This window comes from Dyadobacter chenhuakuii (genome assembly GCF_023821985.2).
GTDB lineage: Bacteria > Bacteroidota > Bacteroidia > Cytophagales > Spirosomataceae > Dyadobacter > Dyadobacter chenhuakuii.
The window spans coordinates 555964-574516 of sequence record NZ_CP098805.1; the positions used below are offsets into that span (position 1 = coordinate 555964).

Consider the following 18553-nt stretch of genomic DNA (forward strand, 5'->3'; position numbering starts at 1 on the left):
AATTTTATAAAAGGAAACTGAAATGAAAAAGAAACTTATCATTATATATGTCTGCCTTTTCGGAATCGTGTTCGCCTGTAATGACGACACTTTGGAAAAGACAAACCCCAATGGGGTGACCGTGGAAGGTTACTATAAAAACGGGGCGGAACTCAATAGCGGCGTTACCAGCGTGTATTCCATGCTCAAATCCAATAACCTCGTCGCCAGGGAATGGTTCTTCCTGCATGACCTGCGCAGCGACGATGTGGCAGCAGGCGGCGGGCAGCTCGAAACGCCGCGTAACCAGCTCTTGCTCGGGACGCATGACACGGGAAATTCGGTTTTGGGAACAGTTTGGCTGGCTTATTACCGTTTGATCCACCGCGCCAATGCCGTTGTGGATAATTCGGAAAAGGTGACGGACCTGGCTGATGCGGACAAGAAAAGGCTGCTGGGAGAAGCGCGTTTTTTGAGAGCTTATGCTTACTATGAGCTCGTTAGCCTTTGGGGTGATGTGCCGCTTTATAAAAATTATGTGTTAACGGTTGACGGCAGCCTTCCCCGTTCCCCGCAAGAAGAAGTGTACGCATTTATCATTTCCGAGTTGGCGGCAATCCAGGCCGATCTGCCATTGACTTACGATGCAGCGAACCAGGGCCGGATCACCAAAGGTGCCGCACAGATGCTTCTGGCCAGGGCGCATATGCAAAAAGGTGATTATGCCAATGCGAAAATAGAACTGCTCAAAGTTTACAGCTCAGGCGTTTATGCGCTTGTTGATAATTACAACGACAACTTTTTGGAAGAAACTGAATTCAACAAAGAGTCTATTTTCGAGGTTAACTTCTTTCCTTCGGGCGGTGTGTACAACTGGGATGGTGACGGAAACGGCGCTACGGCAGGAACAGAAACCGTGCGGACGCAGGAATATTCGGCTATCGGATGGCGTAACGTGATCCCGTCCAACAGCTTGCTTTCGGAATTTGAAAAAACCAAGAAAGGTGATGCCAAAACCGACCCGCGTTATGATGATTCCTTTTATTTCACAGGAGAGAAATATAACAAAGGCGCCAACACATTAACGGACGGTCAGCAGAATGGTAACGCATCGGTGGTGGATGGTATGACTCAAAAAGTGAGCTGGCAGAAATATTCGCTCATGTACAAGATGAACGAATCATTCCTGACAGGAGCGATCAACCAGCGGATCATGCGTTTTGCAGAAACCATTCTTTCACTGGCCGAAGTGGAAAATGAGTTGGGCAACACAGCCGAAGCTGTAAAATACCTGAACATGATCCGCGCCCGCAAAAGCGTAAGTATGCCAGCCTATCCAACGGCAAGATTTCCTGTTTCGACCAAAGACCAGGTCTTCGCAGCCATCGTTCACGAAAAACGTGTGGAGCAAAGCGGCGAACAAATCCGCAACCGGGACATTGTAAGGTGGAGGAAAAATAAAAAGCTAAAATCCGAACCGCTAGCTTACTTCCAGGCCAACAAACACGAGTTGCTACCCATTCCTCAGCAAGAAGTGGATAACAACGCGAAGATTGAGCCCGGGGATCAGAATCCGGGGTACTAGTAAGCCCATCATCACGCCTGTCACCCTGAGCGGAGCCGAAGGGGGCGTCATCACCTAGGAGTGACGCCCCCCTTCGGCTCCGCTCAGGGTGACAGGCGACAGGGCTAGTCAGGGTTATAATGCCACGAACAACAGCATTTAAAGTATGCGAAGATTTACCATTCTATCCTTCCTGCTCTTGATCTTTTCCTGCAAAAAACAGCAGGAGACCCTTTTTACGTCTCATAAATCCTCGGAAACGGGGATTTCTTTTTCTAATACATTAACCCCCAACGACTCGATCAACCCATTTACATTCACCAACTTCTACAATGGCGGCGGCGTCGGGATCGGGGATGTTAATAATGATGGGAAGCCGGATATTTTCTTTGGGGGCAACCAGGTAAGCTGCCGGTTGTATTTGAGCAAGATTGATACGCTTTCTAAAAAATGGGCATTTGAAGATATTACTGAGGCTGCCGGTGTGAAGACTAACCGCTGGTGCACGGGCATCTCTATGGTGGACATTAACCAGGATGGCTTGCTGGACATTTATGTTTCCGTGGCAAAACACATGAAGATTCCTGCCAAAGACACGGAAAACCTGCTTTTTGTAAATCAGGGCCTGGGCAAACATCAAACGCCTGTATTCAAGGAAATGGCCAAAGCTTATGGTTTAAATGATGCTTCGTTCACGGTTCAGACTGCCTTTTTCGATGCTGACCTGGATGGCGACCTGGATGCTTTTATGATGAATTCTGCGCCGGACCTGCAAAACCCTAATTATCTCCGCAAAACCTACCATGACGGCTCTTATCCCAGCACGGGCAAGCTGTTTCGCAACGATGGAGCAGGTGAAAATGGGATTCCTGTTTTTACCAATGTTTCAAAAGAAGCCGGTGTCAGATTTGAAGGCTTAGGCCTGGGATTAGCGGTAAGCGACTTGAATAAAGATGGTTATCCTGATATTTATTGCTCCAATGACTTCATCAGCAGCGACATATTTTACCTGAACAACGGTATCAAAAATGCAGGAATGCCCAGTTTCAACAATGTGATCCGGGAAGCGACTGCGCATACGAGCTTGTACGGAATGGGATTGGATGTGGCCGACATTAACAATGATGCTTACCCCGACATTTTCCAGCTGGATATGCTTCCAGAGGACAATTTTCGGCAGAAAAAAATGCTGGCGGGGCAGGATTACGACCGGAAGGAAATGAGTATTTCGGATCAGTATGGCTATCAGTTGCAGTATATGCGAAACATGTTGCAGCTGCACCAGGGAGCCGGTGCAGGACCGGGTGGCGTGCCCGTGTTTAGTGAGATCGGTTTGTTGGCCGGCATTGCCAAAACAGATTGGAGCTGGGCGCCGCTGATCGCGGATTTTGATAATGATGGGAATAAAGACATTTTCATCACCAATGGTTACCGCCGCGACGTGACGGACCGGGACTTTATCCAGTTCAAAGAAGATTTCTCAAATTTTGGCACCAATAATTTCAAACAGCAGAATGCATTGGAACTGATCAAAAAAGTGCCTGAGGTGCAGATCGCCAATTATGCCTATAAGAATGCTGATAACCTTACATTTTCCAACACCTCCAAAGCATGGGGGCTCGACGAACTTTCCTACTCCAACGGTGCCGCCTACGCCGATCTGGACGGCGATGGTGACCTCGATCTGGTTGTCAATAATATTGATTCAGAAGCATTTATATACCAGAACAATAGCCGGGAAAAAGGAACATCAAACTTCCTGTCCATTGCATTTAATGGAGCAAAGGGCAACTTGTCCGGGATTGGAAGCAAGGTTATGATCTGGACGGGCAAAACAAAGCAATATGCTGAAATGAGCGTTGTAAGGGGATTTCAGTCTTCCGTGGACCCGGTGCTGCATTTTGGGATCGGAAACCATGCATTCATTGATAGTCTGGAAGTGGTGTGGCCGGGGGGCAGGTCACAGAAACTTTCTGGCATTGCTGCCAATAAGCGGTTGATTTTAAACCAGAAAGATGCATTGCAATCCGAAAAGCCAGCATTAACCAAGCCGAAGCCGCAACATTATTTTACCGACATTTCAAAACAAATGAACATTGACTTTCAGCACAAGGAAGGCAATTTTATTGATTTCAAACAGACTGCTACTATGCACAAAATGCTGTCTAAAAACGGCTTTGCGATCGCGTTGGGCGATGTGAATGGGGATGGTCTGGAGGATATTTTTGCAGGAGGAAGTTATCGGGGAGCGAAGCCCGCAATGTTCCTGCAAACGACCTTCGGTAGGTTTGAAAAGCGCATTGTTTCTCAGGATTCTTTGCACGAAAATGCTGCCGCTGTTTTCCTGGACGCGGACAAAGATGGTGACCTCGATCTGCTGGTCTCAAACGGGGGAAATGAACTGCCTGTGACTGAAAAGGTTTTTTACAATGTACAATTATACCTGAATGATGGTAAGGGAAACTTCACGCCAGCAGCGCAATCGGCCTTTCCGGCGATTTCATTAAGCAGTTCCTGTCTGGTAACGAGTGATTTTGACAAAGACGGCGACCTGGACATTTTCATTGGCGGTCGCAGTATCCCGGGGAAATATCCGCTTCCTGCCAGCAGCTATCTGCTCAGGAATGACTCGAAAAACGGTCAGCCGCATTTCAGCGATGTCACCTCCCAATTTTGTCCCGAGCTCCGCAATGTGGGCATGATATGCAGTGCATTGTGGGCTGATACCAATCAGGATGGATTTGATGACCTCGTGCTGGCGGGTGAATGGATGCCGATCCGCATTTTTGAGAACAAACAAGGAAAATCACTGCAATCTCAAAAGACAACCGGCTTGGGTCAATTCACGGGTTGGTGGAACAGCATTGCAGCTGTCGATTTTGATCATGATGGAGACATTGATTTTGTTGCCGGTAATGAGGGTTTGAATACATTTTATCGTGCTTCTGAGAAGGAACCGATCAAGATTGTGGCAAAAGATTTCAACGGTGATGGCACTTTTGACCCCTTAATGGGCTATTTCATTCAGGGTAAGCGCTATCCAAGCGTCCCCCGCGACGCGTTGAATCAGCAGGTGATACAGTTCCGTCGCAAATTCCCGCATTATGCAGACTATGCGCAGGTTACTTTCGACGATTTGCTTTCGGGCGATGAAATTAAAGATGCCTATTCCGCAGAAGCGACTTACCTCCAAAGCGCTTACATTGAGAACATCGGACAAGGGAATTTTAAGATACGAGCATTGCCTGTCGAAGCGCAAAAATCACCCGTATTTGGCATTGCGACGGCCGATGTGAATGCAGACGGGCATGAAGATGTGATCCTGACCGGCAACTTTTATCCCAATGAAGTAAATATGGGCAGACAGGATGCATCCACGGGATTGCTGTTGCTAGGGAATGGAAAAGGGAAGTTTACACCAACAAACTGCGCCGAAAGCGGGCTGATGATCAGAGGCGATGCCCGGAAAAGTATTTTTATAAAAACTGCTGACCAGCAACGGCTCCTATTGACGGCGATCAATTCGGGCACGATACAGGTCAGCAGATTAAATAGTGTAAAACCTAAAAAAGGAAGCTTAGTCCAGGCAGCGCATGCAGCCGCATCCCGATAAGATCATCCGGCAGGCGCGTCATTCAATTCAGCTCAGTCAACATTCCTTTTTAGCAGCGGGATAACTTTTGTGCCGATCAGTTCAATGGAACGCATTAGCTGCTGGTGCGTAAGTCCTGCATTATCCATTTGAAATGTAAACCGGTCGACACCGCCGAGTGCCTTGCTGTGGTTAAGCAACTTTTCCGCCACTTTTTCCGGTCCGCCAACAACCAGAACGCCCCGGGGCGCGATCAGTGCGTCGAATTGCCGTCTCGTAACCGGTGGCCAGCCTCTTTCTCTGCCCAGCTTGGTCCAGAGTTCGGCATAACCCGGATAATATTCGTCGATGGCCAGCTCGTCCGTTGCCGCAACATAGCCTGGTGAATGTAACCCTACTTTCAATTGATCCGGTCTGAAACCTGCCTTGTGACCTTCTTCGCGATACAGATCGATCAACGGACGGAAGCGCTCCGTTTCGCCGCCAATGATTGCCACCATTAACGGCAAACCCAATCTCCCCGCTCTGGCGAATGATTCGGGCGTGCCGCCTACACCCAGCCATACAGGCAATTTCTCTTGAAGCGATCTTGGGTAAACAGGTTGATTATTTAAAGCCGGCCTGAATTTGCCTGACCATGTGACAAATTCGTTTTCCCGGATTTTCAGCAAGAGATCCAGTTTTTCTTTAAACAGTGCATCGTAGTCATTGAGGTTAAATCCAAAAAGCGGATAGGCATCAATTGCTGAGCCACGACCTACCACGAGCTCTGCCCGTCCTTTGGAAATGAGGTCCAGTGTGGCGAAACTCTGATAAACCCGGACAGGGTCGGACGTGCTTAAAACGGTTACAGCGCTGGTAAGGCGAATATTTTTTGTTCTGGCGGCAGCTGCCGCGAGGATTACAGCAGGGGCCGAATCCAGAAATTCTTTTTTATGATGTTCACCAATGCCGAAGACGTCCAGTCCGGACTGATCTGCCATTGAGATCCTATCCAGTAACTGCTCCATTGCGTCCACACCTTCGAGGGCATCGCTGCCGTACATGGCGGATGCGAAACTATCAATTCCAATTTCCATTTTATTTACCTTTTGTTTAAAAGCGCTGCAAATGTACTTGTTCTTCACCCAAAGATAACGCGTTCGGCTTACTGCTGTCAGGAACTTTTAAGGCTGGATTATCTGTCTAATATGTAAATGACTGTGAAAGGAACTTATGAAAAAAATAGGATTTTTATCATTCGGGCATTGGTCAAACCATCCGGCATACAACGCCCGAACTGCGAGCGATACATTGCTTCAATCCATTGATCTGGCTGTTGCGGCCGAGGAGATCGGTTTAGACGGTGCTTATTTTCGGGTACATCATTTTGCATCTCAGTTAGCATCGCCTTTTCCCTTGCTTTCGGCCGTTGGTGCCAAAACAAGCAAGATTGAAATCGGAACGGGCGTCATTGATATGCGTTATGAAAACCCGCTCTATATGGTTGAAGATGCAGGCGCTGCGGATCTTATTTCCGAAGGGCGATTGCAACTCGGCATCAGCAGAGGATCGCCGGAGCAGGTGATCGACGGCTGGCGCTATTTCGGATATGAACCCGCTGACGGAGAAACCGACGCAGAAATGGGACGTCGCAAAGCACTTGAATTTCTGGAAAGGCTGAATGGTGTGGGATTCGCACAGCCTAATCCTTACCCGATGTTCCCGAACCCGCCGGGCTTACTGCGTCTGGAACCTTACTCCGAAGGTCTGCGCGAGCGTATCTGGTGGGGCGCGGCTTCCAATGCTACTGCTGTATGGGCTGCCGAAAACGGGATGTACCTGCAAAGTTCAACATTGAAATACGATGAAGGCGGCAAGCCTTTTCACGTGCAGCAAGCCGAGCAGATCAGGTTATACAAAGATGCCTGGAAAAAAGCGGGTCACAAACGGGAACCGAGGGTTTCGGTGAGCCGGTCGATTTTTGCATTGATGAACGATCAGGACCGCATGTACTTCGGGCATGAAAACCGCGATCGTGACAAGATTGGCATGATCGAACAAGATAAACGCGCTATTTTCGGCAGAAGTTACGCCGCAGAGCCGGATAAGCTTATCAAAGAATTGTCACAGGACGAAGCACTTCAGGAAGCGGACACAATCCTTTTAACCATTCCGAATACACTGGGAGTGGATTATAATGTGCATGTGCTGTCGTCGATTCTGGAGCACGTTGTACCAGGGCTGGGATGGCGATGAAAGTAGGTAAAGTTCAAACAGAATTGTCTTAAAATCCTTTTACTATGAATCGCAGAATATTGATCGTTACCGGTGATGGTGGCGAAAGTTACGAAACCCTCTATGCCGTTCACCGCTTTCAGGAAGAAGGTGACATTGCCGTGATAGCCGCCCCAAGCAAGCGCAGGCTTAATCTGGTAATGCACGATTTTGAAATTGGTTGGGATACATATGTGGAGCGCCCTGGTTACTGCCTGGCTTCGGACCTGACGATTGAGGACGTTGTAGTAAGCGACTACGATGCCATTCTGCTGCTGGGAGGCCGCGCTCCGGAATATCTGCGCAACCATGCCGCGCTGCTGGAAGTGGTCCGTGAGTTTGACAGACAGGGTAAATGGGTCTTCGCCATCTGCCACGGCATACAGATCCTGGTTACGGCCGGATTAGCCAAGGACCGGACGCTCACCGCCTATGAGCACGTTAGGACTGAAATTGAAATGGGTGGCGGCACTTACTCGACGCTGGAAGCTGTGCGCGACGGGAACATTGTGACCGGCCAAACCTGGCAATCGCACCCGGATTTTTATCGCGAAGTTTTTACCTGTTTCAAAGAGGTGGAGGAAGTGCAAGCGTAGTATCATGGAAACGACAAATAGTAATCCGCTTTTATGCGATATAGAATCAGGCGTTTGTGAAATGCCTGATTCTTCTTTAGAAACAACCGTGCAAACGGAAGCTGCCACTCATAAGCCAGTTAAAGTCATTTATTTCACCGACCCGATTTGCTCTTCCTGCTGGGGCATTGAGCCTCAGCTGCGTAAGCTGAAATTGGAGTATGGGGATTACTTCGAGATCGATTACCGTATGGGCGGCCTGCTGCCGGATTGGAGTTATAACAGCGGCGGGATCAGTAAACCTTCCGACGTGGCGCATCATTGGGATGAGGTAAGCCGGCATTATGACATGCCTATCGATGGGGACGTGTGGCTGGAAGATCCGCTCAATTCGTCCTATCCTCCATCCATCGCATTTAAGGCAGCCCAATTGCAAGGTCACGACAAGGCCATCCACTTTCTCCGGTTGTCGAGAGAAATGCTTTTTTTGGAAAAGATCAACATTGCAAAATGGGAACATATGGCAGCGGCAGCAGAAAAGGCCGGCCTGAATGTGGAACAGTTTGAGATTGATTACAATGGTGAGGCCAAGGGCCTGTTTGAGGAGGATTTACAATTAGCAGCACAACTGGGCGTCAGAGGTTTCCCGACCATGTTTTTCGTTGACAGCGAGGGTAATCAGGAAAAAGTTTATGGTACCAAACCTTATGCCGTATACGAAGAAGCATTGCTAAAACAATTCCCCGCCGCATCCAAAAAGAGCATTGACACGGACTGGCAAAAGCTATTCACCAAATACAACACGCTGACTGCGAGAGAGTTTTCTGAACTTTCCGAAATGCCGCGGGAGCAGGCCGGGCAGTTCCTGCAAACATTGGTCAAGTCCGGAAACTTAGATGAAGTGGTCACGAAGAATGGTTCGCTATGGCGTATATTGGGCCAGCACGGCTCATAATCACCAAAAAAAGAATGTTTCCAAAGTCACCATCAGGTATTTCGGCCTTCATCCGGCTAATTGTCATTTTCATTTTTGCATTTCCAACGGTAAGTCTGTCACAGGCCTTGTATAGTCGTTCATTTGGTGATAAAAAAGCGCATCCTGTCATATTTCTGCATGGCGGCCCGGGCGGCAGCAGCGTATTTTTCGAGGCAACTACGGCTCAGTTACTCGCTGACAGAGGATTTTACGTCATCATATATGACCGCAGGGGCGAAGGTCGGTCTGCTGATGGTAATGCAGAAATGAATTTTGATGAAGCTTTTGATGATCTGAGAGGGATTTACAAGCATTATAATTTAAAAAAGGCTTCGTTGCTTGCTTTCAGCTTTGGCGGTTTGGTTGCTGCGCAATTTGCTCAAAAGCATCCCGATATGGTGAAATCACTGACATTGTGCAGCGCGTTGGTATCACAGCAAAAATCCTATGATACAATTCTTCGTGCTGTGGGAGCCATTTATGAGAACAAAAAAGACTCCTCAAACTTAAACGAGCTCGCATCGATAGCAAAGATGGATACAAACTCGCTGGCCTATCGAACATTGGTTTTCAAACACGCATCAGCGAACGGATTCTTCAACCTGAAAGAGCCAAACGACCGTGCAAAAGCCATTTACGAAACTTACAAAACTAACCCGCTGATCACCGGATACGTAAAAAACGAGCGCGCCGTATCAACGTTCTGGGAGCACGAACCCAGGCACAACATTGATGTTACGCCACAATTGGAATATTTACATCAAAAAGGACTCCCAATATTTGCCCTATATGGAAAACAGGACGGTCTCTATTCAACCGACCAGATCTCCGAACTCAGCAATATAATCGGAGATAACCATATTAAATACCTCGATAATTGCTCCCACACATTGTTCATTGACCAGCAGGAGGCATTTTTAAATGCGATAAGTTCTTGGGTAGGGTCGGTTAGGTAGGTGTGAATTTGTTATGAAGAAGAGTTTCCATCGGTCATACAGCGTCGAGGGTAAATCTTGGCACGGGCATTGGTGAGAGCAAGGCTTGTGGCAGATCCGACTTTGCAATTATTATGCTGGCTGCATCGCCTTTGGTTCCCATATTGCACGAATATTAGATGCATCTACGCGTTTTCTAGCTTGCGCCAGGTTATAGTCTTTCTGCACACCTAGCCAAAATTCCGCAGTAGTATTAGGGAAGGCTGCACCCAGTCGAATTGCCATTTCAGGCGACACTGCAGATTTTCCATTAATAATAGCGGACAGGGTTTTACGGGTAGTCCCTAAGATTTCGGCAACATGCTCGACAGTAAGTCTTTTCCCTGTCTCCTCGTAAATCCCATCAAGCGTTTCACGGATCAGTTCGCCCGGATGGGCGGGGTCAAATAAAACCATAGTATTTTTTTTCTAATGATAGTCTATGTAGTCAACGTCTGCGGCATTCTCTCCATCGAAACGAAAGATAATACGCCAATTTCCTGATACTCTAACCGAAAAGTAACCCTTAAAATCGCCTTTTAGAGCATGAAAATAATATCCGGCTTGGTTCATCATTTCTGGTTCCGTTGCCCTGTTAAGACGGCTAATAATCAGTCTGATTCTTGAAACGTGGTTTTGTTGTAGCTTTGAGCGGTCACCTTTGGTTGCGTAAAGCTGCAAACCTTTATGTCGAAAACTTATAATCATAACGTAAGTGCAACACGAAACGTGTCACGTGTCATCGATTTTATAGTGTGCTTTTTTGATTTGTTATTATTCCCTGCCAATCAAGCGCTCTAACCTCCCAATCATCTCATCCTTTTCTTTCAACATTCGCTCGTACAGGTCCATTTTTTCATCATGCAGCTTTCTTATTTCTTCAACGGGATTGTTGTAGATTGTCGGATACACATTCATCCCATTCGATTGGTCATGGGTATTAAATGTGTTGGAAATAATTGTGACCGCCTTCTCTTCATCAAAATTTTGAATCGCCTCAGCCGGAATTTTCAGAATTGAAGCGATTTGTTCTAAAATATCAGAGTCAATCTTTTCTTTTTGTTCGAGTAAAGAGACTTTTTGCTGGTTCCAATCCTGGCCAAGCTGAAATGCGAGGGTGTCCTGTTTTATCGCCAGCATTTCCCGGAATCGCCTGATGTTACGGCCTTCGTGAATTTTTGGGTTGGCGTTAGCATGTGTCATGTGAAAGGCTGTTTGATTAAAAAAAGCAATTTATGTAAATCCGCCGGAATCCTTCCGGATATTTTGTTCTCAGATCAGCCGAGCCGTTTTTCCATAATGTACAGCGAGCTGACCCGTCGCGATAAGAAGCTTGTTGCATGAAAATCTGGTTAGGATCATCATCTTTCAGCTAGGCTGGTTTAATTCCTGTGGCTCAATCCCGGGTTTGGCGTAGGCCAGCCTTGCGATGGATTGCGGAAGAAAATAAGCGTCCAGACCTGCTACGGTCACTGTTTTAGCCTCAACATGATCGATGGTGCCGTCCTTGCCCATCAGGACATCGTTTACTATAACTTCAACAATTTCCCCGATTACAATGCTGGTCTGGTTGATTTCCATCGGAATAATCTCGCGGAGTTGCAGGCCAACACGGACGGTTGATTGTGCCACAAAAGGTGCATTGAACCCGGCGACGTAGTGTTCATCAAATCCACACGTCCCGAATTCCGAAACACCGGAAGGATAGCTGGCACTGGTCTGATGCGCCTGCTTATACCAGTCGGGCAGGACATTGTTCAGGGTAAATTGTCCGGTTGCTTTGATGTTGCGAAGCGTGTCGTTGTGTTCGCGTGCAGGCCGCATGACCATTCCAATGAGCGGCGGGTTGGCACCCAGGTGAAAAGCAGAGCTGATCACACACAAATTTGTCGTTCCGGCCTCACTGATCGTGCCCAGTAAATTCAGTGATTTGTAGCTTAGCAGACTGTTGATCAGGCAAATCCGATATTGTTTTTCCATTGCGGCAATGTCTGTTGCGCTTACTTTCCCGCTTTTGATATTACTCATGTTAATCTCCTTTTATTTACCCAGACCGCCTTGTTATGATAACTATCACGCGTGTCTTTATTCCAAATGTAACACGATATCGCATTACAAATATGGGTGTTGGAATGTTTTGGTATAAATAAAAAGTATCCCTAAAAGATCAGTTTTTCAACCTTTAACAAAATAGCATAACCAGTAAAAGTGGTAGGGGATTCAGTAATATGTATAAGTCGATTAGACTTTTTCTGTATTATCTTGCACTCTTGCTATTCAGGCATTTCCAGCTTTTGAACCTAACCATCCTTTTTGATTACTATGAACATCATTGACAGAAGAGTTTTTCTATCCCAACTCTCGTTGGCAGGCGCCGCGGCCGCTACGGCAGGATTCGGTTTTACATCAGCGCGCAGGCCTGACGAGTTTATTGAAACAGAGATTAATACAGGAAAAATCAAGGGTGTTCGCAATGATGGTGTGAATGTGTTCAAAGGCGTGCCTTATGGCGGTAAGATTTCAGGGAACCGAAGGTTTCGGCGACCGGCACCTTTGCAGCCGTGGACGGGTGTGCGGGATGCCACGCAATTTGGGGCACCCGCCATGCAGCCACCCAGGCGGAATGAGCCCGCGCCTTCGGAGGATTGTTTGTTTCTGAATGTATGGACACCGGCGAATGACAATAGGAAGCGGCCTGTGATGTTTTACAGTCACGGAGGCGGTTTTGTAGGCGGATCGGGGGCTTCGCAGAGTCAGGATGGGTCCAATCTTGCCCGGAATTTTGATGTCGTTGTCGTGCAGACCAATCACCGCCTGGGTTTGCTTGGCTTCCTTTATCTGGACGAAATCGCCGGTCCTGAATATGCAGGCTCGGGCAACATGGGCATGCTCGATATTGCGGACGGATTGAAATGGGTGAATCAGAACATTGCGCAATTTGGCGGTGATCCTGATAATGTCATGATTTTCGGGGAATCGGGTGGGGGAGCCAAAACATCCTGCTTGTACACCATGCCGGCCGCAGCGCCTTACTTCAACAAAGCCTCTATCGAAAGTGGACCGGGTGTGCGGATGACGACCAAGGAAACTGCGGCAGAGACAACGGCAATGCTTTTGAAGGAGTTGAACATTGCTGCAAAAGATTGGAAAAAATTACTCAACATTCCGGCTGCTGACTTACTGGCGATGCAGGCTAAGCTGCCGTTTGTTCCGCCATTTATTGAAAAAACGAATAATAGGGAAGCTATGCAGCGCAGCGCAGGCGGTTTCGGGCCGGTTGTGGATGGCGTTGTTTTGCCGCAGCATCCTTTTGATCCGGTGGCGCCTGAGATCTCCAAAAGCAAACCGTTATTGGTTGGCTGGAATGAGGATGAGCACACTTTTTTTGCCTGGGAACGCAAGGATACGGAATCGTTTAAAATCGATTTTGAAGGACTGAAAAAGAAACTCGAACCCAGATATGGCGAGAATACCGACAAGCTGATTGAAACCTATCGGAAAGCCAATCCCAATGCCTCGGCACCGGATGTTTTTGTGGCGATCTCTTCCATTGCCATGATGGGACTAGGCTCCGTGACCATTGCAGAAAGAAAAGTTAAACAAGGCGGGGCACCCGTTTACCTGTATAATTTCGGATATAAATCTGAGAAAAAGATCCCTGGCACGGACTACGCCATGGGCACACCGCATGCGATGGACATTTCATTCAAATTCAACAATGAGATCCCGCCGCGCGACGGCTCTGCGCCAAAGGAAAGTTTCTTCGGTGGAAACAATCCCGACCGTTTTGTTGCTTCCAATCATTTCGCTGAGCTCTGGACTACATTCGCCAGAACCGGCAAACCAGCCGCAAAGGACGTCCCTGAATGGCCCGCTTACAATCTGAAAGACCGGCCCACGATGCGCATTGATACAAAATGCGAGATCATCAACGACCGCTTCGCACAGGAGCTCGCCACGTGGAGAGCACTTGGGAAGCTTTAACCTTATGGCTATGGGGAATAGATAATCCAGCGCCAATGTTCCACCTAAAAATTAACAAATGAAAAAGACCAGAAATAAGATGCGTACAAAACTTATATTGACCTTGGCTGCGGCTTTAATATTCACAATTCAGGGATTTTCGCAATCCAATGCAGACGCCAAGCAGGCTATTTTTCCAAAAGGCGAACAAGGACCCGCTTCAAATTTTACGGGTAAAGCCTTTAACTACGGGCTGGTAGCAAATGACTCTACCTATCATACAGTCGTAGGAAACGTTTATTTCGAACCGGGTGCCCGCTCAAACTGGCACAGGCATCCGGCCGGTCAGATCCTGGTTATTACGGCCGGCGAGGGATATCACCAGATAAAGGGAAGGCCGATAGAAAAAATGAGGAAAGGCGATGTTGTGAAATGTCCGCCTAATGTGGAGCACTGGCATGGTGCGAGTCCCAACAGCGCTCTGCACCAAATGTACATTATTCCCAACACGGAAAAAGGGATTGTTGAATGGCTGCAACCCGTTACCGACAAGGAATACAATGCATTAAATAAACAATGACCCGGTTTGGCGGTTATGCAAAACAATCGTGCTGCGTGAAGATATCTGCTTCCGCAGCACTTTTTTTCATAGAACTAATTTTATATCTTGAAAGAATTGTTGTAAGCCAGCTTCTTTTTTGAGTATGCAGCAATGAATGAATCCGGAGTATCTATACACTAGATTTTTGTTCATAACAAAATGATATGAGGCACGCACTAGCTATCGCATTGATTTGGTGGATACAACATAGTCTTTCACAAGCGCAAAATGTAAAGTTCAACCACCTTACCACCAATGAAGGACTGGCTCAAAGCCACGTTTCGGCGATATTAAAGGATAGGGAGGGTTTCATGTGGTTTGGGACCGAAGATGGATTGAATAAGTATGACAGTTATGTTTTTACGCATTACAAACATGACGTTTACGACAAAAGCAGCATTTCTGATAGCTATATTCAGGATTTACTGGAAGATAAGCAGGGCAATTTATGGGTTGCCACTTCCAACGGACTGGACCGATTTGACCGGACGAAAAATGGCTTTAAACATTACATTACCCAGGATATCAACGACCTTTTTGAGGATAGCAAGAGCAGGATATGGCTGGCCACTCAGGTAGGATTGTTTGTTTTTTACCCAAATAAAAAGCGTTTCAGGCTCCTTCTGAACGCAGGGCAGACCAAAGGCAGCAAAACCAGAAACCCAGTCTACCGCATTGAAGAAAATAGCGATGGTTCGTTGTGGGCAGGAACTGAGAAAGGACTTTTTCAAATCACAATCGGCGACGACTCGTATACCAGCAGAAGGGTTGACATTAACTGCGTACAATGTGCTCCGGCACCCGCGATCAGGGCGTTGCGGATGGATCGTGAGGGCCATTTGTGGATCGGTACGAAGGGAAGCGGTTTGTTTCGATATAATCTGAAAGACCGGTCTTTCCGCAATTTTCTGCACAAACCATCCGATAAGAACTCCGTCGCCCACAACGACATTCTTTCTATTCTTCAAACCAAAGACGGCAAGCTATGGATAGGGACCGAAAATGGAGGGATCAGCGTCTATGACGGGAAGGGACAATTCGAGACTTATGAGCACCGGGCCAACCAGCCAACGTCGCTCAGCAATAACTCTGTGTATGCGATTTACCAGGACAACGCGGAAAACACGTGGGTAGGAACCTATGCCGGCGGCGTAGACATGCTGCCGAAGTTTGGTGAAAAATTTCTCTCTTACAGGCACATACAGGGAGATCCGAACAGCCTCACCGACAATGTGGTGCTCGCCTTGTGCGGGGACAGCTCGGGCGAGAGAATTTGGATCGGGACCGATGGCGGCGGGCTGAATGTATTTGATCATCGAAACAACACTTTTGCCAGTTACCGGCACGATCCAAAGAATAAAAATTCAATCAGCAATGACTTTGTTATCTCCATTGTACAGGTTTCCACCGATGTTCTTGCACTGGGATTTCACGATGGCGGCTTTGATCTTTTTAATACTAAAACGGGCATAGCAGAACACCATTTGCCCAATCCCAGGGACCCGAACAGCCTATCCATTGCTGATGTAAACAATCTTTTCAAGGACAAGGACGGCAACCTGTGGATAGGAACCTGGGGAGGCGGATTGAATTACTATAATGTCAAAAGCAAGCAATTCAGGCAATATCGTGCCGATCCGGATGACCGCACCAGCATTAGCTCCGACATTGTGACTTGTGTTTTTCAGGATGAGAATGGGGCAATATGGGTGGGGACTTATAACGGACTGAACAAGCTGGATAGCACGGGCCGGTATTTTACGCATTATCAGCAAAACCCCAAAGACATCTCTTTTTTGTCACAAAACAAGGTGCAATGCATCCGGGAAGCCGATGGCGGTAACTTGTGGATCGGCACTGTGGGCGGCGGACTCAATTATTTTGATACCCACACACAAACATTTAAAGCTTTTACCGAAAAGGACGGCCTGGCCAGCAATGTTGTTTTTGCCATGCTGAAAGACCGGCATAAAAACCTGTGGTTGAGTACAAACAAAGGCATTTCACGGTTTAATATCGCCGGGAAATCCTTCCGTAATTTTGGTGTGCGGGATGGGCTGCAGAGCAATGAATTCAGGGACAATTCGTGCTTTGTTACGGCAGACGGACAAATGTTTTTTGGGGGAGTGAACGGGTTCAGTACTTTTCACCCCGATAGTATCCAGTATAACACCTTTGTTCCTCCTGTCTATCTGACCAGCTTCCAGATTTTTAACAAACCGGTTTCCGTAGGTGATAAATCGGGCATTCTGAAAAGTGATATCAGCGGCACGAAGTCCATTACGCTATCTTACAAGCAGTCTGTCATCACATTTGGATTCGCTTCGCTCAGTTATATCATTCCTGAGAAAAATCAATACGCCTATAAACTGGAAGGATTTGATCCGTATTGGAGCTATGTGGGAGAAAAGCGAACAGCAACTTACACCAATCTTGACCCCGGCACTTACACGTTCCGGTTCAGAGCATCCAACAACGACGGTGTATGGAACATGAAGGGAAACTTCGTGACCATTACGATTACCCCGCCATTCTGGCTTACCTGGTGGTTCAGGCTGATTTCGGTGATAGGCATTGCAGGTTTGCTGATCTTTATTTATAAACTCCGCACCCAATCCAACCGCAGGCAGAAAAGGTTGCTTATGACGAAGGTCAGGGAGCGCACTATCCAACTTGAAGTGGCGATCGAGGAAGAGCGGAAAGCCAAGCGTATGGCGGAAGTCGCTATCGAAGAAGAGAAAAAAGCCAAGCAGCAGGCTGAGCTGGCAAGCCAGGCGAAGAGCTCTTTTCTGGCAGTGATGAGTCATGAAATACGCACGCCTATGAATGGTGTGCTGGGTATGGCCTCCTTGTTAGCGGAGACTGATCTGGATGAGGAACAGCTCGGTTATACAAAAAGTATACAGTCAAGCGGCAGCGGCTTGCTGGCTGTGATCAATGACATTCTTGACTTTTCCAAAATAGAGTCCGGAAATATGGAGCTGGAAGAAAGGGCATTCAATCTTAGAAGCTGCATTGAAGATGTGATGGCCGTTTTTACTCCCAAAATAGTTAAATATCAGCTCAATCTGTCATATAACATCGGTCTGGATGTGCCCGAACAGCTCATTGGCGATGGACAAAGGCTTCGTCAGGTCCTGATCAACCTGATCGGCAATGCCATTAAATTTACCAAAGAGGGCGAGGTAGCCCTGACCGTAAGCCGTAACGGCAAAGATGACGGTGATCTGGTAGGGCTGCATTTTGCAATCCGCGACACAGGGATCGGCATTTCCGAGAGTAAGATGGGCCGTCTGTTTAAATCGTTTTCGCAGGTAGATTCCTCCACAAGCCGTCAATACGGCGGTTCCGGGCTGGGGCTGGTGATCTGTCAAAAGCTTGTAAATATGATGGGTGGGACGATGGGTGTGACAAGCCAGGAAGGGAAAGGTAGCACGTTTTCATTTTCAATCCTTTTGCGGAAGCAAGTTTTGGCTGATGGGGAATTTTTACAGCCTGCTGTTGGGCCCGCCACAATACTGCCACACCCGGACGTTCCCGGGAAGCTGTTATATGCCAGTTTTTCGTCAAAATACCCATTGGAAATATTGGTTGCAGAAGACAATAAGGTGAATCAAATTGTGATCATGAATGTGCTGGCCAAGCTGGGCTATCATGCTGAACTGGTCATTGACGGCCTGGAAGCAGTGAATAGGAACCAGCAAAAAGCATTTGATCTCATACTCATGGATGTCCAAATGCCCGTCATGGATGGCTTGGAAGCAACCCGGAAAATCAGAACAGAGAACCCAACCCGGCCTTACATCATCGCCATGACCGCCAACGCCTTACAGGAGGACCGGAAACGATGCACGGCTGCGGGGATGGATAATTATATCAGTAAGCCGGTTGATCTGGAAGATTTGATGGAGATGCTGAAAGAGCTGTCGCAGAAGATGCAGGCAGCTATCAACGGCTAATGCACAGTTAATCACCGATCAACTTCTTATGGCCTGTGCCCTAATAGGGTTTTCCCTAAGAATTATGAGAAAGGGACTTTTTGCTTTATGTTAACGGCTGATTCATCGTACTTT

The 18553-nt window shown here is 47.5% G+C and carries 14 protein-coding genes; 9 read left to right on the forward strand and 5 right to left on the reverse strand.

Features of this window, described 5'->3' with window-relative positions:
* Window positions 1-22: 22 nt before the first annotated feature.
* Together NFI80_RS02330 and NFI80_RS02335 are read left to right on the forward strand one after the other, a co-directional pair.
* Entirely contained in the window at window positions 23-1564 is a 1542-nt protein-coding gene (locus NFI80_RS02330; RefSeq protein WP_235165053.1) for a RagB/SusD family nutrient uptake outer membrane protein, read from the forward strand.
* 145 nt (window positions 1565-1709) lie between these two features.
* Window positions 1710-5156 (forward strand): VCBS repeat-containing protein, encoded by a 3447-nt coding sequence (locus NFI80_RS02335; protein ID WP_235165052.1) that lies wholly within the window; start codon window positions 1710-1712, stop codon window positions 5154-5156.
* Between the two features lie 32 nt (window positions 5157-5188).
* Here NFI80_RS02335 and NFI80_RS02340 read toward each other — a convergent pair whose 3' ends face one another.
* Window positions 5189-6214 (reverse strand): LLM class flavin-dependent oxidoreductase, encoded by a 1026-nt coding sequence (locus NFI80_RS02340; RefSeq protein ID WP_235165051.1) that lies wholly within the window; start codon window positions 6212-6214, stop codon window positions 5189-5191.
* A 136-nt stretch (window positions 6215-6350) separates the two neighbouring features.
* Between NFI80_RS02340 and NFI80_RS02345 the strand changes: the two genes are divergently transcribed.
* Genes NFI80_RS02345 through NFI80_RS02360 form a run of 4 tightly spaced genes read left to right on the forward strand, consistent with a single transcriptional unit; the run spans window position 6351 to window position 9898 of the window.
* Window positions 6351-7373: an LLM class flavin-dependent oxidoreductase gene (locus NFI80_RS02345; RefSeq protein ID WP_235165050.1), complete on the forward strand. Its 1023-nt coding sequence runs from the start codon at window positions 6351-6353 to the stop codon at window positions 7371-7373.
* Between the two features lie 44 nt (window positions 7374-7417).
* Window positions 7418-7987 (forward strand): DJ-1/PfpI family protein, encoded by a 570-nt coding sequence (locus tag NFI80_RS02350; protein WP_233796421.1) that lies wholly within the window; start codon window positions 7418-7420, stop codon window positions 7985-7987.
* Between the two features lie 4 nt (window positions 7988-7991).
* Entirely contained in the window at window positions 7992-8921 is a 930-nt protein-coding gene (locus tag NFI80_RS02355) for a ClpXP adapter SpxH family protein (protein ID WP_235165049.1), read from the forward strand.
* 14 nt (window positions 8922-8935) lie between these two features.
* The gene (locus tag NFI80_RS02360) at window positions 8936-9898 is read left to right on the forward strand and encodes an alpha/beta fold hydrolase (protein ID WP_235165048.1); all 963 of its coding nucleotides are present in this window, start codon (window positions 8936-8938) and stop codon (window positions 9896-9898) included.
* A gap of 111 nt (window positions 9899-10009) precedes the next feature.
* Here the strand turns inward: NFI80_RS02360 and NFI80_RS02365 are convergent, their stop codons facing one another.
* The 4 genes from NFI80_RS02365 to NFI80_RS02380 all read right to left on the reverse strand — a co-directional run bounded on the left by NFI80_RS02365 (window position 10010) and on the right by NFI80_RS02380 (window position 11944).
* On the reverse strand, window positions 10010-10333 hold the full coding sequence (locus tag NFI80_RS02365; protein ID WP_235165047.1) for a HigA family addiction module antitoxin: 324 nt from the start codon (window positions 10331-10333) through the stop codon (window positions 10010-10012).
* A 12-nt stretch (window positions 10334-10345) separates the two neighbouring features.
* A complete protein-coding gene (locus tag NFI80_RS02370; protein WP_235165046.1) occupies window positions 10346-10624 on the reverse strand; it encodes a type II toxin-antitoxin system RelE/ParE family toxin in 279 nt (92 codons plus the stop codon).
* 66 nt (window positions 10625-10690) lie between these two features.
* Window positions 10691-11119, reverse strand: a complete 429-nt coding sequence (locus tag NFI80_RS02375) for a helix-turn-helix domain-containing protein (RefSeq protein WP_235165045.1) — start codon at window positions 11117-11119, stop codon at window positions 10691-10693.
* A gap of 165 nt (window positions 11120-11284) precedes the next feature.
* The gene (locus NFI80_RS02380; RefSeq protein WP_235165044.1) at window positions 11285-11944 is read right to left on the reverse strand and encodes a flavin reductase family protein; all 660 of its coding nucleotides are present in this window, start codon (window positions 11942-11944) and stop codon (window positions 11285-11287) included.
* 294 nt (window positions 11945-12238) lie between these two features.
* Here NFI80_RS02380 and NFI80_RS02385 point away from each other — a divergent pair, with 294 nt between their 5' ends.
* The 3 genes from NFI80_RS02385 to NFI80_RS02395 all read left to right on the forward strand — a co-directional run bounded on the left by NFI80_RS02385 (window position 12239) and on the right by NFI80_RS02395 (window position 18439).
* Entirely contained in the window at window positions 12239-13900 is a 1662-nt protein-coding gene (locus NFI80_RS02385) for a carboxylesterase/lipase family protein (RefSeq protein ID WP_235165043.1), read from the forward strand.
* Between the two features lie 58 nt (window positions 13901-13958).
* On the forward strand, window positions 13959-14459 hold the full coding sequence (locus NFI80_RS02390; protein WP_235165042.1) for a cupin domain-containing protein: 501 nt from the start codon (window positions 13959-13961) through the stop codon (window positions 14457-14459).
* Window positions 14460-14644: 185 nt separating this feature from the next.
* Window positions 14645-18439: a hybrid sensor histidine kinase/response regulator gene (locus NFI80_RS02395; protein WP_235165041.1), complete on the forward strand. Its 3795-nt coding sequence runs from the start codon at window positions 14645-14647 to the stop codon at window positions 18437-18439.
* Window positions 18440-18553: the final 114 nt, after the last annotated feature.